24 protein-coding genes are annotated in these 22,917 nt (G+C 67.7%); 11 read left to right on the top strand and 13 right to left on the bottom strand.

Annotation, left to right across the window (positions count from 1 at the left end):
* Nucleotides 1–767: 767 nt before the first annotated feature.
* The 6 genes from QZH52_RS33855 to QZH52_RS33830 all read right to left on the bottom strand — a co-directional run bounded on the left by QZH52_RS33855 (nt 768) and on the right by QZH52_RS33830 (nt 4,059).
* Nucleotides 768–1,238, bottom strand: coding sequence for an RNA polymerase sigma factor (locus QZH52_RS33855; RefSeq protein ID WP_301815588.1), 471 nt, complete (start codon nt 1,236–1,238; stop codon nt 768–770).
* A 203-nt stretch (nt 1,239–1,441) separates the two neighbouring features.
* Nucleotides 1,442–1,825 (bottom strand): thioredoxin family protein, encoded by a 384-nt coding sequence (locus tag QZH52_RS33850; RefSeq protein WP_301815587.1) that lies wholly within the window; start codon nt 1,823–1,825, stop codon nt 1,442–1,444.
* Between the two features lie 38 nt (nt 1,826–1,863).
* Nucleotides 1,864–2,313, bottom strand: coding sequence for a CHRD domain-containing protein (locus QZH52_RS33845; RefSeq protein WP_301815585.1), 450 nt, complete (start codon nt 2,311–2,313; stop codon nt 1,864–1,866).
* Between the two features lie 58 nt (nt 2,314–2,371).
* Nucleotides 2,372–2,662, bottom strand: coding sequence for a hypothetical protein (locus tag QZH52_RS33840; protein ID WP_301815584.1), 291 nt, complete (start codon nt 2,660–2,662; stop codon nt 2,372–2,374).
* Between the two features lie 189 nt (nt 2,663–2,851).
* Nucleotides 2,852–3,301: a host attachment protein gene (locus tag QZH52_RS33835; RefSeq protein WP_301815582.1), complete on the bottom strand. Its 450-nt coding sequence runs from the start codon at nt 3,299–3,301 to the stop codon at nt 2,852–2,854.
* 164 nt (nt 3,302–3,465) lie between these two features.
* A complete protein-coding gene (locus QZH52_RS33830) occupies nt 3,466–4,059 on the bottom strand; it encodes a DJ-1/PfpI family protein (RefSeq protein WP_301815581.1) in 594 nt (197 codons plus the stop codon).
* 197 nt (nt 4,060–4,256) lie between these two features.
* Between QZH52_RS33830 and QZH52_RS33825 the strand changes: the two genes are divergently transcribed.
* Together QZH52_RS33825 and dps are read left to right on the top strand one after the other, a co-directional pair.
* A complete protein-coding gene (locus tag QZH52_RS33825) occupies nt 4,257–4,814 on the top strand; it encodes an Hsp20/alpha crystallin family protein (RefSeq protein WP_301815580.1) in 558 nt (185 codons plus the stop codon).
* 4 nt (nt 4,815–4,818) lie between these two features.
* On the top strand, nt 4,819–5,355 hold the full coding sequence (gene dps, locus QZH52_RS33820) for a DNA starvation/stationary phase protection protein Dps (RefSeq protein ID WP_301815579.1): 537 nt from the start codon (nt 4,819–4,821) through the stop codon (nt 5,353–5,355).
* A gap of 19 nt (nt 5,356–5,374) precedes the next feature.
* Here dps and QZH52_RS33815 read toward each other — a convergent pair whose 3' ends face one another.
* Both QZH52_RS33815 and QZH52_RS33810 read right to left on the bottom strand, forming a co-directional pair.
* Nucleotides 5,375–5,968 carry a 3'-5' exonuclease family protein gene (locus QZH52_RS33815; protein ID WP_301815578.1) on the bottom strand — a complete coding sequence of 198 codons (594 nt, stop codon included), beginning with the start codon at nt 5,966–5,968 and terminating at the stop codon, nt 5,375–5,377.
* Nucleotides 5,969–5,976: 8 nt separating this feature from the next.
* Nucleotides 5,977–6,429, bottom strand: a complete 453-nt coding sequence (locus tag QZH52_RS33810; protein WP_301815577.1) for a DUF1931 family protein — start codon at nt 6,427–6,429, stop codon at nt 5,977–5,979.
* Nucleotides 6,430–6,743: 314 nt separating this feature from the next.
* Here QZH52_RS33810 and QZH52_RS33805 point away from each other — a divergent pair, with 314 nt between their 5' ends.
* The 5 genes from QZH52_RS33805 to cls all read left to right on the top strand — a co-directional run bounded on the left by QZH52_RS33805 (nt 6,744) and on the right by cls (nt 12,208).
* Nucleotides 6,744–7,145: a hypothetical protein gene (locus QZH52_RS33805; protein WP_301815575.1), complete on the top strand. Its 402-nt coding sequence runs from the start codon at nt 6,744–6,746 to the stop codon at nt 7,143–7,145.
* Between the two features lie 152 nt (nt 7,146–7,297).
* Nucleotides 7,298–8,665, top strand: coding sequence for an NAD-dependent succinate-semialdehyde dehydrogenase (locus QZH52_RS33800; RefSeq protein WP_301815574.1), 1,368 nt, complete (start codon nt 7,298–7,300; stop codon nt 8,663–8,665).
* Nucleotides 8,666–8,769: 104 nt separating this feature from the next.
* Complete coding sequence (locus tag QZH52_RS33795) at nt 8,770–9,978, top strand: alcohol dehydrogenase catalytic domain-containing protein (RefSeq protein WP_301815573.1); 1,209 nt, start codon at nt 8,770–8,772, stop codon at nt 9,976–9,978.
* 23 nt (nt 9,979–10,001) lie between these two features.
* A complete protein-coding gene (locus QZH52_RS33790; RefSeq protein ID WP_301815572.1) occupies nt 10,002–10,571 on the top strand; it encodes a type 1 glutamine amidotransferase domain-containing protein in 570 nt (189 codons plus the stop codon).
* A 206-nt stretch (nt 10,572–10,777) separates the two neighbouring features.
* The gene (gene cls / locus QZH52_RS33785; protein WP_301815570.1) at nt 10,778–12,208 is read left to right on the top strand and encodes a cardiolipin synthase; all 1,431 of its coding nucleotides are present in this window, start codon (nt 10,778–10,780) and stop codon (nt 12,206–12,208) included.
* Between the two features lie 21 nt (nt 12,209–12,229).
* Here the strand turns inward: cls and QZH52_RS33780 are convergent, their stop codons facing one another.
* Complete coding sequence (locus tag QZH52_RS33780) at nt 12,230–13,588, bottom strand: NAD(P)/FAD-dependent oxidoreductase (RefSeq protein WP_301815569.1); 1,359 nt, start codon at nt 13,586–13,588, stop codon at nt 12,230–12,232.
* A 436-nt stretch (nt 13,589–14,024) separates the two neighbouring features.
* Here QZH52_RS33780 and QZH52_RS33775 point away from each other — a divergent pair, with 436 nt between their 5' ends.
* From QZH52_RS33775 to QZH52_RS33765, 3 genes are all read left to right on the top strand, one after another.
* The gene (locus tag QZH52_RS33775) at nt 14,025–14,990 is read left to right on the top strand and encodes an NADP-dependent oxidoreductase (RefSeq protein WP_301815567.1); all 966 of its coding nucleotides are present in this window, start codon (nt 14,025–14,027) and stop codon (nt 14,988–14,990) included.
* A gap of 237 nt (nt 14,991–15,227) precedes the next feature.
* Nucleotides 15,228–16,448 carry an alkene reductase gene (locus QZH52_RS33770; protein WP_301815566.1) on the top strand — a complete coding sequence of 407 codons (1,221 nt, stop codon included), beginning with the start codon at nt 15,228–15,230 and terminating at the stop codon, nt 16,446–16,448.
* A gap of 90 nt (nt 16,449–16,538) precedes the next feature.
* A complete protein-coding gene (locus QZH52_RS33765) occupies nt 16,539–19,190 on the top strand; it encodes an excinuclease ABC subunit UvrA (protein WP_301815563.1) in 2,652 nt (883 codons plus the stop codon).
* An 11-nt stretch (nt 19,191–19,201) separates the two neighbouring features.
* Here the strand turns inward: QZH52_RS33765 and QZH52_RS33760 are convergent, their stop codons facing one another.
* From QZH52_RS33760 to QZH52_RS33745, 4 genes are all read right to left on the bottom strand, one after another.
* Nucleotides 19,202–19,435, bottom strand: a complete 234-nt coding sequence (locus tag QZH52_RS33760; RefSeq protein WP_301815561.1) for a hypothetical protein — start codon at nt 19,433–19,435, stop codon at nt 19,202–19,204.
* A gap of 17 nt (nt 19,436–19,452) precedes the next feature.
* Nucleotides 19,453–19,833 (bottom strand): helix-turn-helix domain-containing protein, encoded by a 381-nt coding sequence (locus QZH52_RS33755; RefSeq protein ID WP_301815559.1) that lies wholly within the window; start codon nt 19,831–19,833, stop codon nt 19,453–19,455.
* Nucleotides 19,834–19,954: 121 nt separating this feature from the next.
* On the bottom strand, nt 19,955–20,266 hold the full coding sequence (locus QZH52_RS33750; protein ID WP_301815557.1) for a hypothetical protein: 312 nt from the start codon (nt 20,264–20,266) through the stop codon (nt 19,955–19,957).
* Between the two features lie 310 nt (nt 20,267–20,576).
* Nucleotides 20,577–22,085 (bottom strand): sigma 54-interacting transcriptional regulator, encoded by a 1,509-nt coding sequence (locus QZH52_RS33745; RefSeq protein WP_301815555.1) that lies wholly within the window; start codon nt 22,083–22,085, stop codon nt 20,577–20,579.
* A gap of 152 nt (nt 22,086–22,237) precedes the next feature.
* Between QZH52_RS33745 and QZH52_RS33740 the strand changes: the two genes are divergently transcribed.
* Nucleotides 22,238–22,903: an MEDS domain-containing protein gene (locus QZH52_RS33740; protein WP_301815553.1), complete on the top strand. Its 666-nt coding sequence runs from the start codon at nt 22,238–22,240 to the stop codon at nt 22,901–22,903.
* Nucleotides 22,904–22,917: the final 14 nt, after the last annotated feature.

Raw genomic sequence — 22,917 nt, 5'->3', positions numbered from 1 at the left:
AAGCTCATGCGCTACATCCGCAAGTACAACGAGCAACCCAAGTCCGTGAAGTGGAAGTACTTCGACCCAACAAGGCGAATTACTCCCGATTCAATCGTTACGGCCCACTAGTCGAACGAACAACGCGACTGTGACCATGACATGATTCCTTTTGTTGAACGACACGCAACCGGTCTTGGTCGCATCGGGTATAACAGTCTGCGCCATTTAATGACCCTGTCGCGAACTAACTTTCGCTCATCAAGCATGCCCTGAAGCGGCCGCCTGTCGAATCCTGGAAAGTCTTTGCCAGACCCAGGATGTGCTTGGCTACACGGGCTGCCGCCGTGCCTCAGCGGCGCGCGCGGGCTGACGGTGGCTTGGGGCTGCGTCGCCACGGCGCAGAGGACCGGCAGGTCGGGACGGACTCCTGATGTAAATATTCCTTCCAGCGTACGGTCAACGGCTTCATGCCGTCCGCGCGAGCGCGAGGAAATCTATTGGCGACGCCGGAGATCAACCCGTCCCGGCTTCCGACGTGGTAATGGAGCAGGGCCGGTGCAACACTCAGCTCACGCACCAAGCCGACCATCGAGATCTCTTCAACGGCCCTGTCGAAGATCTGGTCGCGCGTCAGTGTCGCCGCACCTCCAACGTCGATGGCTCCACGCGCGGGACGTCCCGGTCGCCGTGGCAGGGGTGCGACCTCTTCGAGGATGGAGGTCCGCGTGAGATCACGTGTCCATCACCTTCCCGGTGCGGATGGCGCACTGAGCGGAGCAGGGCCGTCATGAGGGGCGGCCCGCGGGCGCCGGCTGGATCGCTTCGCGACCGACGCGTTCGAAGGCCTGCTCCAGCGAATCGTCGGCCGTTTCGCGCGGCGCCAGCGGCGCGTTGCGGCGGGTGGCGTCCCCGGCCTCGCCCGGACCGACGCCCAGCTCGCTGAGGCGGGCGCGCAGGTAGGCGTCCGCGTGTTCGATGCGCCGCCGCAGTCCTTCCTCGCTGATGCCGAGCTGGCGCGCCACCTTGGCGCGCGGAAGGTTGTCGGCCTGCGTCAGCAGCACCGCGCGCCGCCAATCATCCGGAAGCTCCGCCAGCACCTGCCCCAGCACGCGCCGCAGCTCCTTCCGTTCGACGGCTTGCTCGGGCGTCGGCGCGTCGATCGGCACGGCGTCCTCGAGCTTCAGCACCTGATCCGGCTGCCAGTAGTCGTAGACCGCCTCGTCGATGTCCTCGTCCAGCGCCTGGCGCTCGGGCAAGCGCCGCTCCAGCGAGACAAAGCGGTCGGCGGTCGGGAAATCGCCCTCGAGATCGCCGCGCGCGCGCGGCGGACATGGCGCCCGAGCTGCTGAAGCAGCGGCCGCGCGGTCTCTTTGAAATGCTCGATATCCGCTGCCGGCGTTCGCTCCAGTTCCGCTCGCAGGCGGGGCAGCGTCCGTTCCTGTGGGGCCATGGCCGAGCCTTACCAGTCCAGGTCCACCTGGGGCCGGTTGGGGTCCTGAGTCACCGGCTTGCGGGGAGCGGCGGCAGGCATGTGCTGGTCGACGAACTGGGCCAGCTGCCCTTCGCTCATCATTCCCGGCTGGGCCGCCACCGGCTTGCCCTCGACGAACAAGGCGAGCGTGGGAACTGAGCGCACGGAGTAGCGCCCGGCGATATCCGGCGCGTCGTCGATGTCGACCTTCACGACGCCGAGGTCGCTGCGGCTCGCGGCGAACTTCTCCAGGGCCGGCGCCATGGCGCGGCACGGGCCGCACCACGAGGCCGAGAAGTCCACCAGGACCGGACCGGGGCCGGCGACCGCCGCGTCGAAGTCGCTGGAGCCGACGTTGTTGACTGCTGGCATGGCATCTTCCTTTCTGCCGGAGGTGGGTCTCTCGAGGGTCAGCGGTTGCTTGTGGACGGGGTGTGCGTCTTGGCATTCAGTTGCGCGCGCAGCTCGCCCTTCGGGTGCCGGGGCGTGCGAACGTTGGCGGCGAGCCGGCCGGCCTCATAGTGCTCCATCTGCGCGCCGGTGAGCCGGGTGCCTGCGGGAACTTGCCAGCGCCCGGGCGCCACCGGCGTGAGCATCACCACCACCGGCACCGCGGTGTCGGCGTCATCGTCGATGGCGACGGTGGCGTCCGGCAGCGTGGGCGCGAACACCACGCCGCTCACCTTGCCGTCCTCCTCGATCACGATGGCCGCCTGTCCGGTGGCCCTGGTATGCACCGGCGGCGACTCCTGGGCGCCGCTGAGCATCAGGGTCTCCTCTTCCACCGCTTGGGTCTGGGGAGCCGTCTGGACGCAGCCGGCAAGTGCGATGGCGAGCATCGCGGGAAGCATTTTCTTCATCGATTTCTCCTGGCAGTGAAAGCATCGGGCTCGGGCCGCTCCGGGCGCCTCAGGCGCCTCAGGCGCCCGCGGCGCCGGCGTGCACGCGGCTGGCCTGCGCGCAGGTGGCTTCCCATTCGCCAGCCGCGACCGGTACCAGCAGCACCAGCAGCGACCCGGCAGCCCCGGTCTTGTGTTCGATGGCGGCGATCGCTTCGGCGACGCCGGAAGCCTCGACCACGTCTTCGACGGCGCCGTCGCCGTCGAACGCGACGAGCACCGGGCCGTGCAGGCCCGGCCCGGGCGGTCGACCTGCGTCGGCCAGTGCGAGGCCCAGGGCGAAGGCGAGGGCGGGTGGCAGGGCATGCATGAGGCTCTCCTTGCGGCAAACGGGCTCGCACGCGAAAGTGCTGCGACCACTCAGAGAAGCATAGGGAGGACCCGCCGTCCTTTCTTCCATCGACCTGCTGTTCATGGCGCGCGGCGGCGGTGCGCGCGGCTCATTGCGCGCTGACGCATCGGGTCGAAGGCGGCCGGAAGCGATGCAGTCCGCGCGCGTTCACGCGTGCGCCGGCAGGGCGTGGAGCCGCTGCTCCAGCTGGTGCACGTCCAGGTTCACGAGATCCTGGTCCAGCTCGCCGGCGAGCACCTTGCGCACGCGCTCCGGCAATTCCTGGCGCAGCACGCCGAGGAACGCCGGGGCAGCAGCGATGAGCAGCCGGTCGTAGCGCCGCTCGTTGCACGCCTGCTCCAGCAGGTGGGCGATCTGGCGTGCGAACCTCTGCGCCTCCTTCCTGTGCGGCTCGGTCTTCGGCTCGGTGGTGTGACCCATGAAGCGTTCGCCCCTGCCGTAGAGGCGGCCCTTCGCGTCGCGCCGCAGCTCCGCCCCGGGGAGAAGCGCGAGCTCGTCGCGCAGATCTTGCAGTTCCTGCAGCGGAGCCCTCGGCTTCGCGCGTTCGAGCACACGCGCCCGACCCTGGTCGGCCACGACGAACCAGATGCGTTCCATGGCAATGCCTCCATCAGGTGTTCGGTGATGCCGCAGCTTAGGCCTCGGCGTGCGGGTCTGGTTTTCGATTCCTGCGGTTCCTTGCGTGCGCAACGCGGCGACATGGCGCGAACGAGAGGCTGAGGGCGCGTGGCCTCGAGCCAGTCGCCGGCCCGGTCCGGCTGCTAGCCGTCCTCGCCCGCGGAGCTCGGCGTCGCGTCCGCTTCGCTCGCGAGGCTCTCGCGGCGGCGCTCCTCCAGCAGCTTCCGGAACGCGGCCTCGAAGGCGTCGAGCGCCTCGCGGCCGGTGGCGGTCACCCAGCGCTCCTGCGCGCACACCGGCTCGTGCGCCCGCCGCGCGCGGGAGCGCCAGAGCTCGCCCGCCACGCCCTCGGCGGCGCAGAGCTGACGCCCGGCCGCCAGCCCGGTGTCGAGCAGCAGCAGCACGCCTTCGCCCAGCGCGCCCAGCGGCTTGCCGTCGCGGTTGATTCCGCGGATGAACTGCAGGCTCTCCGGCGCGGCGCGCAGGTGCGCCACACCTTCAGCCCCGCCCACCACCACTACGCCGTCGAAGGCCATCGGGTCGGCATCCGCGATGCGCCTGTCCGCGGGAAGCGGCTGCGTTCCGGGCGGACCCGGCGACAGCACGTAGACGATCACGCCCTGCGCCTCGAGTCCACGGCGCATGGCGGCGAGCGCCTCGGCATCGCTGCCGGGCGCGGCGAGCAGGGCGACATTGAGGCCGCCGAGCAAGGCAAAGGGAGGTTCGGATTCCTGCATGGCGGCTGCGAGATGGTTCGCGGAGTGGAGGCCTTCATGTTCGCAGCAGCGCCGGCGCCCCCTGTAGGACCCGGACGATGGATGCGCATCGCCCGCGCAAGCCGCCGCAGCCCTGCGGCGCGAAACGCAGCATTGGGGAAACGCCGCGGCGCCGCTAGGCGCACGCTGGCGCCTCGTCCCACACCAAGGAGCATTTCATGGCACGAGGCAACCTGCTGCCCTTCGGATTCGGCAGCCCGCGCAGCGATCCGTTCCAGCTGCTGCGCCGCGAGATGGAGCAGCTCTTCGACAACGTCGGCGGCAGCACGGCCGAGGCGCCGGCCGCCGGCGGCAACATCGTCGCTCCGCGCATGGACGTCAGCGAAGACGACCAGGCATTCAAGGTCACCGCCGAGATGCCCGGCGCGCGGCCGGACGACGTCGAGGTGATCGTCGATGACGACGTGCTCACCATCCGCGCCGAGCGGATGCAGGAGCGCGACACGAACCGCCGCAACTACCACCTGGTAGAGCGTTCGGTGGGCGTGTTCCAGCGCTCGCTGCGGCTGCCCGCGCCGGTGGATGCCTCCAAGGTACAGGCGAGCTTCGACAACGGCGTCCTCACCGTCACGATCCCGAAGGACAGCAGCCAGGCGCGTTCGCGCCGCGTACAGGTCCGCACCGGCAGCACCGGCCAGCTCGCCGACCAGGCGCAGCAGGGGACGCAGCCCGCCGGAGACGGCGCCGCCGGCCAGTCTTCCGAAAAGCCGCACTGAACCCATGGCCGCCATCGCCGCGACACCCGGCGTGAGCGCCGGGTCTGGTGCCACGCCGGCGCGACCGTCGCCGGCGCAGTGCAAGCGTGCCCGCGACCTGCTCAACCAGCGCCTGGCCGAATGCATCGACCTGCAGATGCAGTGCAAGCAGGCGCACTGGAACGTCAGGGGCGCGAACTTCATCGCCCTGCACGAACTCTTCGACGACATCAACGGCGCCGTCGAGGACTATGTAGACCTGGTGGCCGAAAGGGTGGTGCAACTCGGCGGGGTGGCCGAGGGGACCCTCGGCAGCGTCGTCGCCGGCACGTCGTTGCCGCCGTACCCGCCGTGCGGCTCCGAAGACACGCGGCACCTGCAGGCGCTGGCCACCGCGCTGTCGACCTTCGGCAGCGGCGTGCGACAGGGGATCGACGAGATGACCCGGCTGGACGATGCTGCGAGCGCCGACATCCTCACCGAGGTTCTGCGCGGCATCGACAAGTGGCTCTGGTTCGTCGAAGCCCACCTGCCGGCGCGCGCAGCATCCGCCTCGGCCTGAGGCCGGCTGCGGCGCCAGGCTAGCGGTTCTCGTGCACCGGGTAGCCGTTGCCGGCGTCGGCGTGCCCGCCGGTGCGCAGCTTGACGAAGGTGGCCTGCAACAGCCGCGCGTCCGCGCAGGCGCGATGCCGGGGCAGATACAGAACGAGCGCGACCTGCTCCTTCAGCGTCCGCCAGCGCGCGATCTCGCTTTCGGTCAGCAGCGCCTGCAGGCTTTCGAGCCGGAAGCTCGGCGTGCGCCCGGCGTCGTCGTACAGCCTGGCCAGCCATGAATAGTCGTGGCCCCATGCGTCGGTGTGGAGCGTGCGGCCGCACAGGTGGTGGTTCAGCGCGTCGGCCACGACCGAGGTCGGCAGGCCGTATTTCAGCAGGTCTGCGCGCCGGATGTGGTGCAGCCGCTCGGCGGCGCAACTCCAGTGGTTCCAGTCCGGCGCGGGCCGCACCAGCATGCATTGCGAGTCGCCGTCCTCCAGCACGTAGCCGACTTCGACCGGATAGCTGCCGCGCCCGAAGCCTGACGCTTCGACGTCGAGGATGGCAGGGACCTTCATCGCGTAAAGAATGGCGTGACGCGCGGCCTCGTCCCTGCCGACGAGGCGGGCAGCAGGTTGCATGCGACTCTTCAGATCAGCAGGTCGAACAGGGCGAACGCCCGGTCCCACTCCGCGGTGCGGGGATTCTTGAGGTCCGGATCCACGATCTTGAGGCTGCGCGCCAGCGCGAAGGTGAGTCCGCCGGCGAGGTCGGGCAGGCCGTCCGCCACCTCGTCGCTGAACGCGAGCTCGAGCTGTGGCAGCTTCGCGAGCTGATCGAGGATGGGCCGCACTTCGACATCCTCGTCCAGCGCGCGGAATTCATGAATGCAATGCTGCAGGCCGCCGGTGACCGGAAGGTCGCAAGGCAGCACCACGTCGCGCCCGTTGGCTTTGGCGATCGCGCAGGCGCGCTGCAGCAGGTCGTGGATCTTGCGGTTGACGAATTCGTCGTGACGCCGCAGGTCGTTCTTGTCGATGTCGAGCCCGGCGGCCTGGCGAAAGAGACGCTCGAACCGGGAGATGCCTGCAATGACTGTCATGGCTCACCTTTTGTCGTGGCAATGAACCGAGGCTACGCCAGGCTTCGCCCCCGCGGGCGCGCACCGCGCGAGAAGCGCAGGCATCCGACACGCACCGCAGGACTGCACCTCTCGCCCGACCGGGCGCTGGTGCAGCATGGATACCACGCCTCACCGTTGCCACAATGACCTCGTCCGACCTTCCATCCCCGCCGCTTCTCGACAGTCTTCTGGAGGGCCGCTCGGTCTTCATGTCGCTGTTCGTGCCCTGGATCCGGCACCGGCGGGAGGCCGAGGCGGCACGGGGGCCGAGCCATGGCTGAGCCGAATGGACCGTGCTCGCCGGGGCCGGTCGCGTGCGCCTGCTGGAGTTCAGCAGCACCGCCGGCGATCCGCCGCGCCTGGTGCAGGTGCTGGTCGATCCGGAGGGGATGCCCCGGCCGGGCGAGCCCTCCGATGAACCGATGCGGCGGTTCGCGCGGGCGGTGGTCGACGTGCTGGAGCAGGCGTATGCACTGGCGCGCTTCGAGTTCCTGCGCATCGCGGTCGAACCGCGCTTCGAGGCCCCGTTGCGGGCGGAGATCGATCGGCGGTTGGACCTGCCTCGCGCGGTGCTCGCGTGGCGCGCGCTGGAGTTGATCCCGCCCGAAACGGACGCTGCGCCGCAGGCGGGAGCAGATTCCGAGCAGGTGCCGCAGGCATCGGGAACACCGCCCTCGCGCGAGTCACCACCCTGACACGGCTTCGTCTTTCGCGGACCGGACACAAGGTCGCTGCCGCAGCGGTGCGCAGGTCGCGACCCGGCCCCCGGACGAGAAATCCGCACGAACCAGGCAGCGACAGCAAGCGCGGGGAAGATGCGGCGCACGCATCGGCCGACGATCGCCAGATGACCATCGAATCCATCAATCCCGCCACGGGCAAGCCGATCGCCCGCTACGAGCTCACACCGGCCTCGGCGCTGCCCGGCATCGTCGAGCGCGCGCATGCGGCCTTCCTCCAATGGAGGCAGTCTGGGTTCGCGGAGCGCACGGCGCCGCTGCAGCGCGCCGCCGGGATCCTGCGGCGCAACGAGCGCGAGTATGCGCAGCTCATGGCCCAGGAAATGGGCAAGCCGGTGAGCAACGGGCTGGAGGAGGTGCGCGCCTGCGCGGCGGTGTGCGAACACTATGCGGAGCACGCTGCCGAGATGCTGGCCGACACACCTTTGACCAGCGACTTCACCCGCAGCCGCGTCGTCTACCGGCCGTTGGGCGTGGTGCTCGGCGTCCAACCCTGGAACTGGCCCTTCCACCAGGTCTTCCGGATGGCCGTGCCGGCGTTGGCGGCCGGCAATGCGGTGGTGGTCAAGCACGCGTCGAACGTGCCGGGCTGCGCGCGGGCCATCGAGGACGTGTTCGTGCGCGCCCAGCTGCCGCCCGACCTGCTGCGCGTGCTGCTGCTGGCCAGCGCCGACGTCGAGGCGCTGGTCTCGCATCCGCTGGTGCGCGGCGTCAGCCTGACGGGCAGCGGACCCGCCGGCGCCGCAGTCGCGCGCGCGGCGGGCGGCAAGCTGAAGAAATCCGTGCTGGAACTGGGCGGTAGCGACCCCTACCTGGTGCTCGCCGATGCGGACATCGAGCTGGCCGCCCGGATTTGCACGCAGGGACGCCTGGGCAACAGCGGCCAGAGCTGCATCGCGGCCAAGCGGATGATCGTGGTGAAGGACGTGCGTGCCGCCTTCGAGGAGCGCTTCGTCGCGCTGATGGGCGCGGCGCGGGTCGGCGATCCGCTGCTGGATGACACAGTGGTCGGTCCGCTGGCGCGGCGCGACCTGCGCGACGCCTTGCATGCCCAGGTACAGGCCAGCGTCGCTGCCGGCGCCCGCCTGCTGCTCGGGGGCGCGGTACCCGAAGGCCCCGGCTCGTTCTACCCGGCCACGGTGCTGACCGACGTGCGCCGCGGCATGCCGGCCTTCGACGAGGAGCTGTTCGGCCCGGTCGCCGCCATCGTGCCGGTGGCGGACGAAGGCGCCGCGATCGCGGCCGCCAACGATTCCGCCTACGGCCTCGGCGGCTGCGTGCTCACGCGCGACGTGCAGCGCGGCGAACGCATCGCCGCCGACCTGCTCGATTCCGGCATGGCCTGGGTCAATGGGTGCGTGCGGGAGGACCCGCGCCTGCCCTTCGGCGGTATCAAGGATTCGGGTTACGGCCGGGAGCAGGCCACCTGGGGCATTCGCGAGTTCGTGAACGTGAAGACGGTGGTCGTGACCTAGTCGACGTCCTTCAACAAACGTCCCGCGAAGAATGGTTGCTCGCCTGAAGCGAGCAAGAGCGACAGACATGCTGCAAAGCCCACGTCAACGGAAAGGACCAAACCATGACCGGCAATCGCGTTCTGACATTTCAGGGGCCCATGAAGCTCGAGATCAAAACCATCGACTATCCGAAGCTCGAGGATCCGCGCGGCAGGAAGATCGAACACGGCGTGATCATCAAGCTGGTGTCGACCAATATCTGCGGAAGCGACCAGCACATCTATCACGGTCGCTTCGAGGTCCCGCAAGGCATGGTCATGGGCCATGAGAATACCGGTGAAGTCGTCGAGGTCGGCCGCGACGTGGAACGCATCGAGAAAGGAGACCTGGTGTCAGTTCCCTTCAACGTCTCCTGCGGCCGCTGCCGCAATTGCAAGGAGCGGCATACCGATGCTTGTGAAAATTCGTACGTCAACGACCTCGTCAATTGCGGCGCCTATGGGTTCAACCTCGGCGGTTGGCAAGGCGGTCAGGCCGATTACATGCTGGTCCCCTATGCCGACTGGAATTTGCTGAAATTCCCCGACAGAGACCAGGCGATGGAGAAGATCCTGGATCTCACTTTGCTCTCGGACATCTTGCCGACCGGATATCACGGCTGCATCGAGGCCGGCGTCAGGACCGGCTCGACGGTCTACATCGCGGGCGCCGGGCCGGTCGGCCGTTGTGCCGCTGCCAGCGCCCGTCTCCTCGGAGCATCGTGCATCATCGTGGCGGACAGGCTCCGGGAGCGCCTGGACCTCGTGAAGAAATGCGGATACGAGACCGTCGACACGACCAGCGCCACGCCGGTTCCCGATCAGATCGAGGCGATCCTCGGGGAGCGTGAAGTTGATGCGGGCGTCGATTGCGTCGGCCTGGAAGCGCACGGTTACGGCGAGGAAGACCGGGACGAGCACTCGGAAGCGGTCATCAATGTCTTGTTCGACATCGTCCGCGCCGGCGGCGCGATGGGTATCCCGGGCATCTATACCAATTTGGATCCCGGCGCGCCCAAGACCGACATGGCGAAGAAAGGCGAACTTCCGCTCGCCTTCAGCAAGGCCTGGATCAAGTCACCGAAACTCACCGGCGGCCAGGCGCCGGTGATGCACTACAACCGCGATCTCATGATGGCGATCCTGTGGGACCGCATGCCCTATCTGCGCGAAGTGGCAAACACCGAGGTCATTTCGCTGGAAGATGCGCCGGCAGCCTACAAGACCTTCAGCGACGGTTCGCCCAAGAAGTTCGTCATCGATCCGCACAACATGCTGAAAAAGGCTGCCTGAACTTCACATTAGGAGTCTGGATCATGGCAAGTGAGACACTCGACGGCATGAAGGTTGCGATTCTGATCGAGGATGGATTCGAGCAGGTCGAAATGGTGGAGCCGCGCAAGGCGCTCGACCAAGCCGGCGCCAAAACAAGCATCGTGTCGCCGAGAGACCAGCGCGTGCGTGCTTGGGAGTTCACGGAGTGGGGCGACGAGTTCCCGGTCGACGTTCCCCTCGATCAAGCCAAGGCGGAGGACTTCGACGCGCTGTTGCTGCCGGGTGGCGTCATCAATCCCGACGCGCTTCGCATCGAGCCCAAGGCTGTTGCCTTCGTGAAAGCCTTCTTCGATGCCGGCAAACCGGTGGCCTCGATCTGCCACGGGCCATGGACCATCATCGAGACCGGCGCAGCACGGGGACGCCGCATGACATCGTGGCCTTCACTCAGGACCGACCTGAAAAATGCCGGCGCGGATTGGGTGGATCAGGAAGCGGTTGTGGACCGAGGTCTGGTCACGAGCCGCAAGCCCGATGACATCCCGACGGCATTCAACAAAGAGATGATCAAGCTCTTTGCCGAAGCGCGAGGACGCCGTCATGCTGCGTGACGCCTCACGGAGCGAGCTGATGGGCCTCGCACGCCGGCATTTTGGTTCCCTCCGACGTGAGGTCGCGGTGATCGAGCCGCCGGCAACGAACCGGCGCTGGTGGCGGCGCTGACGGGCGCCACGCCGGTGCTGGGCCTGGTGTACTGGTCTCTCCGCGAGCGCGATGACCGCCTCGCCCCGGATGGGCTCGAGCCTGAGGGGATCGAATGACGGCGGCGCAGGCAGGCGTCCTCGGCGCGGCGTACGCGTTGCTGCAGGCGCTGGGCGTGCTGGCCGCGGGCCGGGCGGTGATGGAGGCCCGCACCGCCCAGGGCGCGGCCGCCTGGGCGGTGGCGCTTGTCGCCTTCCCTCTGCTCGCCTTGCCGCTGTTCCTGGTGTTCGGCCAGAGCCGGTTCGCGGACTACGTGGCGACGCGGCGCGAGGCGCTGGCCGGGTTGCAATTCATGCGACACATGAAGATGACGCTGCGACGCCGCGGCCTGCTCACGGACACCCGCTATACCCGCGACGTGCCGTTCGAGCGGCTGGCCAAGCTGCCGTTCACCGCGGGCAATGCAGCGACGCTGCTGGTCGACGGCGCGGCCACCTTCGACTCGATCTTCGCGGGCGTCGCTGCGGCACGCGACTACGTTCTGGTGCAGTACTACATCCTGCGTGACGACCGCGTGGGGCGCGAACTGCAGGTACGGCTGCTCGAACGCGCGGCGGCCGGCGTGCGCGTGCACCTGCTGTACGACGAGGTCGGCAGCCTGGGGCTGCCGCGCGCCTACGTCGGCGCACTGCGTGCAGGTGGCGTGCAGGTGCAGACCTTCCACGCGCTGGGCCGCGGCGGCGCCCGGCTGCACCTGAACTTCCGCAACCACCGCAAGATCGTGGTCGTCGACGGTCGCCGCGCGTGGGTCGGCGGCCTCAACGTCGGCGACGAATACCTCGGACGCGACCCGCGCATCGGCCCCTGGCGCGACACCCACCTGTGCGTCGAGGGGCCGACCGTGCAGTGCGTGCAAGTGGCGTTCTGCGAGGACTGGCACTGGGCCGCAGGCCATCCCCTGCGCCTGCAGTGGGAGCCGGCAGAAGCGGCCGGTGGCAGCTATTCGGTGCTGTGCCTGCCCAGCGGGCCGGCCGACGAACTGGAGACCTGCACCCTGTTCTTCATCGCGGCCATTGGGCGCGCGCGCTCGCGCCTGTGGGTGGCCAGCCCCTACTTCGTGCCCGACGAACAGTTCGTGACCGCGCTGCAACTTGCCGCCCTGCGCGGCGTCGACGTGCGCGTGCTGCTGCCGGAGCGCTCGGACAACCCGCTGGTGGGCCTGTCCGGCTGGTCCTATGTCGAAGCGCTGGAGCAGGCCGGCGTGGCGATGTACCGGTACCAGGATGGCTTCATGCACCAGAAGGTCACGCTGATCGACGACGACTGGTGCACCGTGGGCACGGCGAACTTCGACAACCGCTCGTTCCGCCTGAACTTCGAATTGACGATGGCCGTGCTGGACCGGGGGCTGGCAGCGCAGGTGCATGCAATGCTTGAGCGCGATTTCGGGCGGGCGCGGCGCATGGCCGCGGCCGACCTGCGCGCGCGTCCGCCCTGGTTCCGCTTCGCCGTGCGACTGGCGCGCCTGTCGGCGCCGGTGCAGTAGACGCCGCGGATGCAGCGGCGCTCAGCTTCCGTCCAGCACCCGATGCACGAAGGCGACCGCCATCGCGCCTTCGCCGACCGCCGCGGCGCAGCGCCGAACCGCGTTGTGGCGCACGTCGCCGATGGCGAACACGCCGGGGAAGCTGGTCTCCAGGTAGTAGGGATCGCGGTCGAGGGGCCACCCCGGCAGGCGCCCGCGCGGCAAGTCCGGCCCCGTGACGATGTAGCCGGACTGATCGCGCACCATGCCGATGCTCTCGGCCCACGACGTCTGCGGATCGCCGCCGATGCAGACGAACAGCCAGCGTGTGGGCACGCGGCGCTCGGTGCCGGAGCCGTTGTGGCGCAGTGTGATCTCGCGCAGCATGCCGTTGCCATGCAGCGCGGTGACCTCGGTGCGCGCCAGCACCTCGACGTTCGGCGCCGCCTCGATGCGATCCAGCAGGTACTGCGACAAGGTGCGGCGCAGCGAGTCGTCGCGGATCACGATGCTGACCTGCTGTGCACGCGGCGCGAAGTGCATCGCGGCCTGGCCGGCCGAATTGCCGCCTCCGACGACGAACACGTGCTCGCCTGCGGTCAGCGGCGCTTCGCTCGCGCCGGCCCCGTAGTAGAGGCCGGCGCCCAGGAAGCGGTTCTCGTCCGGCAGGCCCAGGCAGCGGTAGGCCACGCCCGTGGCGCAGATCGACGCGCGCGCGACGATGCGCGTGCCGTCCTCCAGTATGCCGACGCCCCGGCCCGGCTGCAGTTCCGCGCCCCGTCCTTCGCGCGCGAGCAGGATCTCGACGCCGAACTTGTCCGCCTGCCGGCGGGCGCGCTCGGCCAGCTCGGCGCCACTGACGCCTTGGTCGAAACCCAGGTAGTTCTCGATGCGGGAAGTGCTGCCCGCCTGGCCGCCGAGGGCCCAGCGCTCGACCAGCACCGTGCTCAGGCCGTCGGCGGCGGCATACACCGCCGCGCTCAGGCCGGCGGGGCCGGCGCCGTAGATGGCCAGGTCGTATTCGGTGCGCGAGGGATTGCGGAACCATCCCAGTTTGTCGGTGATCTGCCGGATGGTCGGCGCCGCCATGCGGGTGCCGTCGGGGAACACGCACAAGGGCTCCGCTGGCGCGTCGTCGTGCAGCTGCACCCACTCGAACGGCACGTCGCAGCGGTGCAAGAAGTCCCGGATGGCGTAGGCCGCGGCATTGCCCGGGCGGCCGTAGATGCGAACCTTTCCCTGGTCGCCGGCTTCCGCAGCGGCCGCATGCCGCTCCGGCCCCAGCGTCCAGGAGGGGGGATCGCTGGCCGGAAAAGACTCCCGCAGGGCCTCGTCGATCCGTTCGTCGAGTCCGGCATCGGCCGGTGCGCCCGCGGCTTCGTGCTTCTCGTGCTTGTCCATTGCCCGCCTTTCACCGCGAAGTCGCGGTTGCCGCCGCCCGGTACCGTTCGAGCGCCGCGATGCGTGCTTCGACCGGCGGATGACTCGCGAACGTGCCGAACACGATCGCGGTTTCCATTCCCACTATAGGTGACGGCCCACGGGCCGCACGGAGCCGGACGAAGTTAACCGCAGCTTCCGGCAAAAGAGCATTCCGTACGCAGGTAGCGGCCCGTGCTCTCGAGCTCCTGCAAAGAAGGCCTCCCGCACACTCACGCCAGCGAGATCGCACACACGCAGCTTGCTGTCCAGCGCCAGGCGCGTGACCGGGATTGCCTGGGATTGCTCGCAAATGACCAAATCCTGCGGGGTCTTGCTCTTGCGGGGACGTTTCATGCGTTCCCGGGTTTCAAATACCTGGAGGCCGGCGCACCAGCGCCATGACAGGAGGCCAGCCATGAGCGACAAAGCAGGTTCCCGAGCCACGATGCGTGGCTGGGCCATCAGGGCCTATGGCGAAGAGATGGTGCTGATGAACGAACTGCCGATTCCGACACCGGGTCCGCACGACATCCTGATGCAGATGCGCAGCGCCGAAGTCGGCGATTGGGACGAACTGGTGCGCGCGGGAGAATGGGACATGGAGCGGCCGTTTCCATTGGTCCTCGGTCTGGCCGGCGCGGGCAGGATCGCCGCGGTCGGCGCCGCGGTCACCGATTTCTCCGAGAACCAGGAGGTCTACGCCTACAGCTATCCATTGCACGACAACGGCGCCTGGGCCGAGTTCATGCTGGTGCCGCAATCCCATGTTGCGCCCATACCGGCGTCGCTCACGCCAGTCGAGGCGGGCGGCGTCCCGATCGTCGGCCTGACCGCCCATGAAACCCTGATCGACGTCCTGCGCGTGACCCGGGGCGAGGTGGTGCTGATCAACGCGGCCGCCGGCGGTGTCGGCCACATCGCCGTGCAGATCGCTTCCGGTCTCGGCGCCCACGTGGTAGCCGCAGCCAGCCGCCGCAACCATGATTTCGTGGCCGGCCTCGGCGCCGCCGCAGTGATCGACTACGACGCCACCGGCGACGTGGCCAAGGCCATCCGTGCGCAGTATCCGGGCGGGGTGGACAAGGCCCTCAACTGCGTGTCGGGCAAGGCGGCGAACGACTATGTGGCGGCGCTCGCGGATGGCGGGAAGATGGTTGACCTGCCGGGAGCGGTATCGGTGCAGCGAGCTGGCGTGCAAATCATTTCGGACTACGTCGTGCGCGGGAACGGCGCGCGGCTGGCCGAGCTGACCCGGCGGTTTGATAGTGGCGCCCTGCGCCTGGTCGTTCACGAGATCTTCCGGTTCGACGAGGCGCCGCGCGCGCTCGACCTGGTGCTTGCCCGTCACGTGCGCGGCAAGGTAGTGATCAGGACGACATGACCCGCGACCGTCAACCCCCCGCCCTCGTTAGACGTCGGGGGTCGCGCTAACTGTGAGTGTGTTCATGCACCGAAGGTAGCCGCGCGCCCCCGGGGTTTATTTCGGTTTCCTGCTGTCCATGGCGGAGCCCGGCTGATACTTGGAGCCCGGACACGCGGCGTGCAGCCTCGCCGCCGGCCCAGGGTCCACACTGCGGCCATGAATGACTACGCCTCTCCCCGGCAGAAGGAGTTCTTCATGTCCGCCACCATCGAGTCGCCAGCCGCGACAAACCAATCATCCGAGCCCGCGCACGCGGAGCAGCAGTTGTTGTTCCAGCCCATCAGAGTCGGTCGCTTCCAGTTGCCGCACCGCATCGTCATGGCACCGCTGACCCGGTCGCGTGCACGCCAACCGGGGAACGTGCCGTGGGCGCTGAACGCCTGCTACTACCAGCAGCGCGTCTCGGCCGCGCTGCTCATTTCCGAGGCGACGCAGATCTCGATGCAGGGGCAGGGCTACGCCTGGACTCCGGGCATCCACACCCGTGAGCAGGTAGAGGGGTGGCGCCTGGTCACCGATGCGGTGCACGAAGCCGGCGGACGCATCGTCCTGCAGATGTGGCATGTGGGCCGGATCTCCCATCCCTCGCTGCAACCCGACTGCATGCCACCGGTCGCGCCCTCGCCGATCCGGCCGGAGGGGATGGCCTTCATCGAGAACGACAAGGGCGAAGGCGAGCTGGCGCCCTTCGTGACGCCGCGAGCGCTGCAGCTCGAGGAAATGCCTTACCTCGTGCGCCAGTACGAGCGCGCGGCGCGCAACGCGATCAAGGCCGGTTTCGACGGCGTGGAGGTCCACGGTGCCAACGGCTACCTGCTCGACCAGTTCTTGTGCAGCGGCACCAACCGCCGGACCGACGCGTACGGCGGTCCGGTCGAGAACCGCGCGCGCCTGCTGCTGGAAGTCGTCGACGCGGTAACGCAAATCTGGGACGCCGACGCGGTCGGGGTGCGCCTGTCGCCGATGGCAACGGCAAACGACATCCGCGACGACGATCCCCTGGCCACCTTCACCTATGCCACGCGCGAGCTGAACGCCCGCAAGCTGGCCTACCTGCACGTCGTCAACCCGGCCATGGCCGCGCTGGAGAGCAAGACACCTCCCGGTGCGGCGGCCATGCAGATGCTGCAGCGCATTCGCGAGGCCTGGAGCGGCCCGCTCATGCTCGCCGGCGGCTTCGACGCCGAGACGGCCGAACAATGGCTGAGGGAGGGCCGGGCCGACCTCATTGCCATCGGCCGCAAGTTCATCGCCAATCCGGACCTTCCGGAACGGCTGCGCGCGAACGCGCCTTTGAACGCGGACGACGGGTCCACGTACTACGGCGGCGGCGAGAAGGGCTACACGGACTACCCCAGCCTGGCGCAAGAGCGCGGCGAGGTGCCCAAGGCTTGCGTGGACGAGAGCTGGCGCTAGGCACAATCGAGCGGCGGCGCGGGGAACGGGCGCCTGATCGACCCATCGGGATCGATCCCATCGCTATCGCACGAAGCGCAGGACAAGAGCATGCCCAACCCTTCTTTCGGTGAATCCTCTTGTACTGCTGCCGCCAGCGGCCTCGTGGATGTGCGCGGTGCGCGCGAGAACAACCTCAAGGACGTGGACGTCTCCATCCCGCGCAACGCGCTGGTGGTGTTCTCGGGCGTGTCCGGCTCCGGCAAGTCCTCGCTCGCCTTCGGCACCATCTATGCCGAGGCACAGCGGCGCTACTTCGAGTCGGTGGCTCCCTATGCACGGCGCCTGATCGACCAGGCCGGCGTGCCGGATGTCGATTCGATCGACGGGCTGCCGCCCGCGGTGGCGCTGCAGCAGCAACGCGGCGCCAGCAACGCACGCTCTTCCGTGGGCAGTGTCACAACCCTGTCCAGCCTCGTGCGGATGATGTATTCACGCGCTGGCGCCTATCCGGCCAATCAGCCGATGCTGTACGCCGAGGATTTCTCGCCCAACACGCCGCAGGGGGCATGCCCGACCTGCCACGGCCTGGGCCATGTGTACGAGGTGACCGAGGCCATCATGGTGCCCGATCCTTCCCTGACCATTCGCGAACGGGCGATCGCTTCGTGGCCACCTGCCTGGCAAGGGCAGAACCTGCGCGACATCTTGGTCAGCATGGGCTACGACGTCGATCGACCGTGGAAGGACCTGCCAAAGAAGGACCGTGACTGGATTCTGTTCACCGAAGAAACGCCGACGGTGCCGGTGTACGCCGGCTTCACGCCCGCCGAAACTCGCGCAGCGCTCAAGCGCAAGCTGCAGCCGAGCTACATGGGGACCTTCACTGGTGCCAGGCGCTACGTGCTGCACACCTTTGCCAGCACTCAGAGCGCGTTGATGAGAAAACGTGTGTCCCGCTTCATGGAAGGCAAGCCGTGTCCCGCCTGCCACGGCAAGCGGCTCAAGCCCGAAGCGCTGTCGGTCACCTTTGCCGGGGTGGACATCGGCGAGTTCATGCAGTTGCCGCTGGATCTGTTGGCGGCATTGCTCGAACCTATCGCCCAGGGAGATTTTCGCGCCCATGTGGCGGGAGCGGGGGCCGACAGGGAAGCCACCCGACGCGATCGCGCAGAACGCGCTGCCTCCGGCCGTGCGGTCCATGCGGTATCTCCCGACGTGCGTCGGACCTCCGCGTTGTCGGAAGAAAAGCTTCTCGCCGCGCGGCGCCTGGCCAACGGGGTGATGGCGCGTCTGCGTCAGTTGCGTGGGCTGGGGTTGGGCTATCTGACGCTGGACCGCGCCACGCCCACTCTTTCGGCCGGGGAACTGCAGCGCCTGCGGTTGGCCACGCAACTGAGTTCCCTGCTGTTCGGCGTCGTGTACGTGCTCGACGAGCCCTCGGCGGGCCTGCATCCCTCCGACAGCCAGGCCCTGTACGATGCGCTCGACCGACTGCGCGATGCCGGCAACTCGGTGTTCGTCGTGGAGCACGACCTGGATCTCATGCGCCGCGCACAGTGGCTGGTTGATGTGGGACCCGATGCTGGAGAGCGTGGCGGTCGCGTGCTCTACAGCGGTGCGCCGGACGGCTTGCGTCAGATTGCCGAGTCGCGCACGGCACGCTACCTGTTCAACGAAATCCCCGCGACGGGCAGCCGAGACCGCAAACCCTCGGGATGGCTGGAGTTGCAGGGCATCCATCGGCACAACCTGCGCGGCGTGGATGCACGGATTCCACTCGGCGTGCTCACCGCTGTCACGGGCATCTCCGGTTCGGGCAAATCCAGCCTCGTCGCTCAGGCCCTGCCGGAACTGGTGCTGCTGCACCTGGGCCACGAGCCCGAGGACGATGCAACCGAAAGCGGCACCCGCGAAGGGCCCGCGGTCATCGAAGCCACCGGAGGCCATCTGGCGGGCGACGCGGACGCAGTTCAACGACTGGTGCAGGTCGACCAGAAGCCGATCGGGCGTACCCCGCGTTCGAACCTGGCCACCTATACAGGCCTGTTCGATCACGTGCGCAAGCTGTTCGCCGCGACCCCCGATGCTCGCCGCCGCCACTATGACGCAGGACGGTTCTCGTTCAACGTGGCCAAGGGACGCTGCGAGACCTGCGAGGGCGAGGGCTTCGTCAGCGTCGAGTTGCTGTTCATGCCCAGCGTCTATGCGCCATGTCCGACGTGCCACGGCGCTCGCTATAACGAAGCCACGCTGAAAGTGCGCTGGAACGGGCGGAACATCGCGGAGGTGCTTCAGATGACCGTGGACGAGGCACGAGACTTCTTCACCGGCGAAGATGCGGTGGCGCGGCCGCTCCAACTGTTGCGCGAAATCGGACTGGGCTACCTGCGCCTTGGCCAGCCGGCTACCGAACTCTCCGGTGGTGAAGCGCAGCGCATCAAGCTGGCGACCGAACTGCAGCGCAGTCAGCGCGGACGCAGTCTCTATGTACTTGATGAGCCGACCACTGGACTGCATGCCTCGGATGCCGACCGGCTGCTGGTGCAGTTGCAGCGCCTGGTCGACGGCGGCAACAGCGTGGTGATGATCGAGCACGACATGCGCGCGGTGGCCCAGGCCGACTGGGTGATCGATGTGGGCCCGGGCGCGGGCGATGCCGGCGGCAGCATCGTGGTGGCCGCTTCCCCTCGGCAGGTGGCCCGAACACCTGGCAGCCGGACCGCTCCGTTTCTTGCGCAGGAGCTGGCGCGCGCCGGGTAGCTCAGCTTGCCTCAGCTTCCGAGCCCGCTCTGCGGACCGCTACGCGCCACCCGCGGCCACGCGTACTGCCGCCCCAGCATTGCCCTTGCGTACAGATAGTTGTTCCTGAGACGCTCGGTGAAATGATCGAGGTCGACATGGCCCTCGCTGTCACAGGGAAATGCCAGCGCGCGGCCCTGCGCGTACAGCGACCGGAACTGGAGTTCGAACGCGGCGGCTTCTTGCATGGAAGTTTCATTGGTCATGGTGGTCTCCTGATGGGTCAGCGGGGTCCGCTAAATTCCTCACGCGCGTTCAGCCGGAATACCTTCGGCGTGAACCCGGTGTAGCGATGAAAGACGCCGGTGAAGTGGCCTTGGGTGCGAAAGCCCACATCGGCGGCCACTTCGACGATCGGCGAGTCAGTGCCGGCCAAGAGCTCCTTGGCGCGCTCGATGCGCTGCAGCAGGACGTGCAGGTGCGGCGACTGTCCCGTCGATTGCTTGAACATCCGCGCGAAATGAAAGGGGCTCAGATGCACTGCATCGGCCAGCTGTTCGACGCGGATCGTCTCGCCCAGGTGCTCGGAAATGAACTTTCGGACGCTGCGCATCTTGTGGGCCGCCAATCCAACGCTGACGGCCTTCGTCGGTGCCGCGACCACGTAGTTCCTGGCGACGTGCGCAGCGAGCAGGGCAGCCAGTGCATCCAGGGAACTCGCCGTCAGCCGGTCCAGGCTCGGGAATTCACGGTCGACAGCGTCGCCGACTTCGCGGATCAGCGAATCAGGCGTGGCATGCGGTTCGGCGAAGCTCAGCGTCTCGCTGCCCAGCGTGGCACGGGCCGTCTCGCTGAAGAAGGGGCTGCGCGATGCTGAAGATGAGCGTGTTCGAGCCGGGCTTGTCGGCGAGCGAGTGCGGGAGCGACGGCGGAACGATGGAGACCAGTGGCGCCCGGACGAAAGCGACCCGGTCGCGCGCAGCCTCCGTGCGATGAGTGGTGAACAGATTCGCGGTCTCCTTCGGCACCAGGATGTCGAGGGAATGACGTGTGCGCACGCTGCCGAGGTCCGCTGTGCCCAGATAGGCGATGCGCATGACCGGAGCGCTCCGGCTTCCTGGAGATGGTGGAGACGGCCGCGTCGGCGCATGGACGCTCGACGAACCGTCGCTTCCGGCATGGATTCCCGTCAGCATGTGTGACCCCTTTCAGCTTCGGCTTTGCGCTGCCGGCGGCAGGCATGCTGTTCATTGCATGGGGCGTGCCGATGCCGCGGCTGAGGCGCGGTCTTGCAGAATCACGAGGCGTGACAAGGGTTTGGGCAAGGCGGACTGCGCTTGCGCGACACGTTGCCGGCGTTCGGCTGCCGGCCGCCCGGCAACCGCTGCCGGCCCTCCGGCAGTACGGTCAACTGCGTCCGATGCCGAGCTTCTGCATCCTGTATTGCAGCGAGGTGCGCTTCATGCCCAGCTTGGCGGCCGCACCGGCGGGTCCGGAGATGACCCCGTTGCATTCGTCCAGGACCCGCAGGATGTGCAGGCGCTCCATGTGCTCAAGGCTTTCGCCAGTTGCATCTTGATCGCTGGGTCTAGGCTTCAATTCGCCCACAGGGACTTCAAGCGTGGCGCCTTGCGTGAGGATCACGCAGCGTTCGATGAAGTTCGACAGTTCGCGCACGTTCCCCGGCCAGGAATACCGCACGAGGGCCGCCAGGCCTTCCGGGGCCATGGTCGTGATCGGCCGGTTGTTGGCAAGCGCGTGCGCCTGCAGGAAGTGCTGCGCCAGCATGGGGATGTCGTCCACGCGCCGGCGCAATGGCGGGATCTCGATCGGGAACACCTTCAGGCGGTAGTAGAGATCGTCGCGGAACGTACGGTCCGCGACCATCTGGGCCAGGTCGCGGTTGGAGGCCGCGATCAGGCGTACGTCGGATTTCTGCGTGTGGGTGCTTCCCAGGCGTTCGAACTCGTGTTCCTGCAGCACTCGCAACAACTTGGCCTGCAGCTCGAGCGGAATCTCGCCGACTTCGTCGAGGAAGATGGTGCCCTTGTCGGCCAGTTCGAAGCGCCCGATGCGCTTGCCGATGGCTCCGGTGAAGGCGCCCTTTTCATGTCCGAACAGCTCGGCTTCGATCAGCCCGGTGGGGATGGCCGCGCAGTTGAGCCGGACAAAGGGGTGTTGCCGGCGGTGGCTGAGCCGATGGATGGCACGCGCGATCAACTCCTTGCCGGTCCCGGTCTCGCCCTGGACGAGGACGCATGCGTTGGTCGGCGCAACGCGCTCCACCAGTGTGAGCGCCTCACGGAGCACCTTGCTGCGGCCGACGATCTCTCCCCAATGCTGTTCTGTTTCCTGGCGCAGGTAGGCGTTGTGCGCCGTGATTTCGTCGTTGAGCTGCTCCGCGGTCTCGGCGCGCTGGCGGACGGCCGCCAGCTGTGCCCGCTGCAGTTCGACGAGCGCCTGGTTCACGGCCACCCGCAGCAGCAGCGTTTCGGTCGAGCTCGGGAACCCGGGACGCCGGGAAGCGGCCAGCACCACCCCGACCTCTTTCCTGACCCCGAGCCACAGGTGCGTGACGCGGAGTTCGCCTTGCTGGAACGGATTCGGTACGGCATACGGCACGCCCGGGTGCTGTGCCAGCAGCCACGGTTCTATGACTGCGCCCACCTCGTCTGCGCGTCGCGCAATGTCGGGCAGATGCTCACTGCGGGCCAGCTCCAGCGCCGGCACCAATGCACCCTCATCCAGCCTCGCGTACGCTAGGTCCAGGTCCAGCATGCGCGCCAGCATTTCGAGCACCGTCCGGAGGACCTCCGTCGGATCGCGGCTGTCCCACAGGGACGGCAGCGCGAGGAGGCTCATCAGCCCGCTGAGGCAGTCCCGAAGGCGGCGGATTTCGACGGCAGTTTCATTCATGTCAGGCAACAAGCAAGCGTGGCACGGATCAACGCGAGCAGTCGCACTTTTTCCAGAAACTTGCTAAAAGATTTCGATGATGTGCCCGATTGCTCCCGGTGCCCTGTTTTTGGCGTACGTTGGCACTGTCGAAGGTAACCTGGAGAAACCTCATGGATTCAAGCTTCACCGGCCTTATTGCCTCCGAGTCCGGTCAGAGCGAGCAGGTCGCTATCGAAATCGCGGGATCGACATTGGGCAAGCACCGCCACATCTGCGCCTTCTTCCGGAACGCCGAGGAGGAAAACCGAATCATGATGCCCTTCATCAAGGATGGGCTCGAGCGTGGCGATCGGGCCTGCCAGATGGTCGACCCGTCGCTTCGTGATGAACACCTGCGTCAGCTCTATGCGGCCGGTATCGACGTCGCGCAGCAGGAACGCGACGGGCAACTCGAGGTCCTTTCGGTGTTCGACATGTACCTGCGCGACGGGCATTTCGATCTGGCGCGCATGCTCGACGTCATCCAGCAGCATATTTCAGGCGATTCCAAGACCCCGATCTCGCGGATCACCGGACATGCCGAGTGGGCCGGCGAAGACTGGCCGGGGGTGGAAGACTTCCTCGAGTACGAGGCCCGCCTCAATGATGTGGTGCCGGAAGGGCGCGACACCGTGGTCTGCCTGTACGACCTTTCCAAGACCAGCGCGTCGCTGGTGGCCGACGTGCTGCGCACGCACCCTGTCATCATCCTCGGTGGCGTGGTGCACGAGAACCCCTTCTTCACGCCTGTGGAGCAATTCATCGCCGAACTTCGTGCGCGCAAGGAGGCGTCCTGAAGGGCCGCCTTCCT

The sequence above is a fragment of the Variovorax ginsengisoli genome (assembly GCF_030486595.1).
GTDB lineage: Bacteria > Pseudomonadota > Gammaproteobacteria > Burkholderiales > Burkholderiaceae_C > Variovorax > Variovorax ginsengisoli_B.
The sequence above is the reverse complement of the archived record's forward strand: the minus strand, read 5'-3'. Positions and strand labels throughout refer to the sequence as shown.

Excerpts from the sequence above, each read along its gene's own strand:
- QZH52_RS33800 (WP_301815574.1), top strand. The coding sequence starts at position 7,298 with ATGACCATCGAATCCATCAATCCCGCCACGGGCAAGCCGATCGCCCGC.
- QZH52_RS33795 (WP_301815573.1), top strand. The coding sequence starts at position 8,770 with ATGACCGGCAATCGCGTTCTGACATTTCAGGGGCCCATGAAGCTCGAG.
- QZH52_RS33825 (WP_301815580.1), top strand. The coding sequence starts at position 4,257 with ATGGCACGAGGCAACCTGCTGCCCTTCGGATTCGGCAGCCCGCGCAGC.
- QZH52_RS33810 (WP_301815577.1), bottom strand. The coding sequence starts at position 6,429 with ATGACAGTCATTGCAGGCATCTCCCGGTTCGAGCGTCTCTTTCGCCAG.
- QZH52_RS33740 (WP_301815553.1), top strand. The coding sequence starts at position 22,238 with ATGGATTCAAGCTTCACCGGCCTTATTGCCTCCGAGTCCGGTCAGAGC.
- QZH52_RS33830 (WP_301815581.1), bottom strand. The coding sequence starts at position 4,059 with ATGCAGGAATCCGAACCTCCCTTTGCCTTGCTCGGCGGCCTCAATGTC.
- QZH52_RS33745 (WP_301815555.1), bottom strand. The coding sequence starts at position 22,085 with ATGAATGAAACTGCCGTCGAAATCCGCCGCCTTCGGGACTGCCTCAGC.
- dps (WP_301815579.1), top strand. The coding sequence starts at position 4,819 with ATGGCCGCCATCGCCGCGACACCCGGCGTGAGCGCCGGGTCTGGTGCC.
- QZH52_RS33780 (WP_301815569.1), bottom strand. The coding sequence starts at position 13,588 with ATGGACAAGCACGAGAAGCACGAAGCCGCGGGCGCACCGGCCGATGCC.
- QZH52_RS33775 (WP_301815567.1), top strand. The coding sequence starts at position 14,025 with ATGAGCGACAAAGCAGGTTCCCGAGCCACGATGCGTGGCTGGGCCATC.
- QZH52_RS33850 (WP_301815587.1), bottom strand. The coding sequence starts at position 1,825 with ATGCCAGCAGTCAACAACGTCGGCTCCAGCGACTTCGACGCGGCGGTC.
- QZH52_RS33770 (WP_301815566.1), top strand. The coding sequence starts at position 15,228 with ATGTCCGCCACCATCGAGTCGCCAGCCGCGACAAACCAATCATCCGAG.
- cls (WP_301815570.1), top strand. The coding sequence starts at position 10,778 with ATGACGGCGGCGCAGGCAGGCGTCCTCGGCGCGGCGTACGCGTTGCTG.
- QZH52_RS33765 (WP_301815563.1), top strand. The coding sequence starts at position 16,539 with ATGCCCAACCCTTCTTTCGGTGAATCCTCTTGTACTGCTGCCGCCAGC.
- QZH52_RS33840 (WP_301815584.1), bottom strand. The coding sequence starts at position 2,662 with ATGCATGCCCTGCCACCCGCCCTCGCCTTCGCCCTGGGCCTCGCACTG.
- QZH52_RS33750 (WP_301815557.1), bottom strand. The coding sequence starts at position 20,266 with ATGCGCATCGCCTATCTGGGCACAGCGGACCTCGGCAGCGTGCGCACA.
- QZH52_RS33760 (WP_301815561.1), bottom strand. The coding sequence starts at position 19,435 with ATGACCAATGAAACTTCCATGCAAGAAGCCGCCGCGTTCGAACTCCAG.
- QZH52_RS33835 (WP_301815582.1), bottom strand. The coding sequence starts at position 3,301 with ATGGAACGCATCTGGTTCGTCGTGGCCGACCAGGGTCGGGCGCGTGTG.
- QZH52_RS33790 (WP_301815572.1), top strand. The coding sequence starts at position 10,002 with ATGGCAAGTGAGACACTCGACGGCATGAAGGTTGCGATTCTGATCGAG.
- QZH52_RS33815 (WP_301815578.1), bottom strand. The coding sequence starts at position 5,968 with ATGCAACCTGCTGCCCGCCTCGTCGGCAGGGACGAGGCCGCGCGTCAC.
- QZH52_RS33845 (WP_301815585.1), bottom strand. The coding sequence starts at position 2,313 with ATGAAGAAAATGCTTCCCGCGATGCTCGCCATCGCACTTGCCGGCTGC.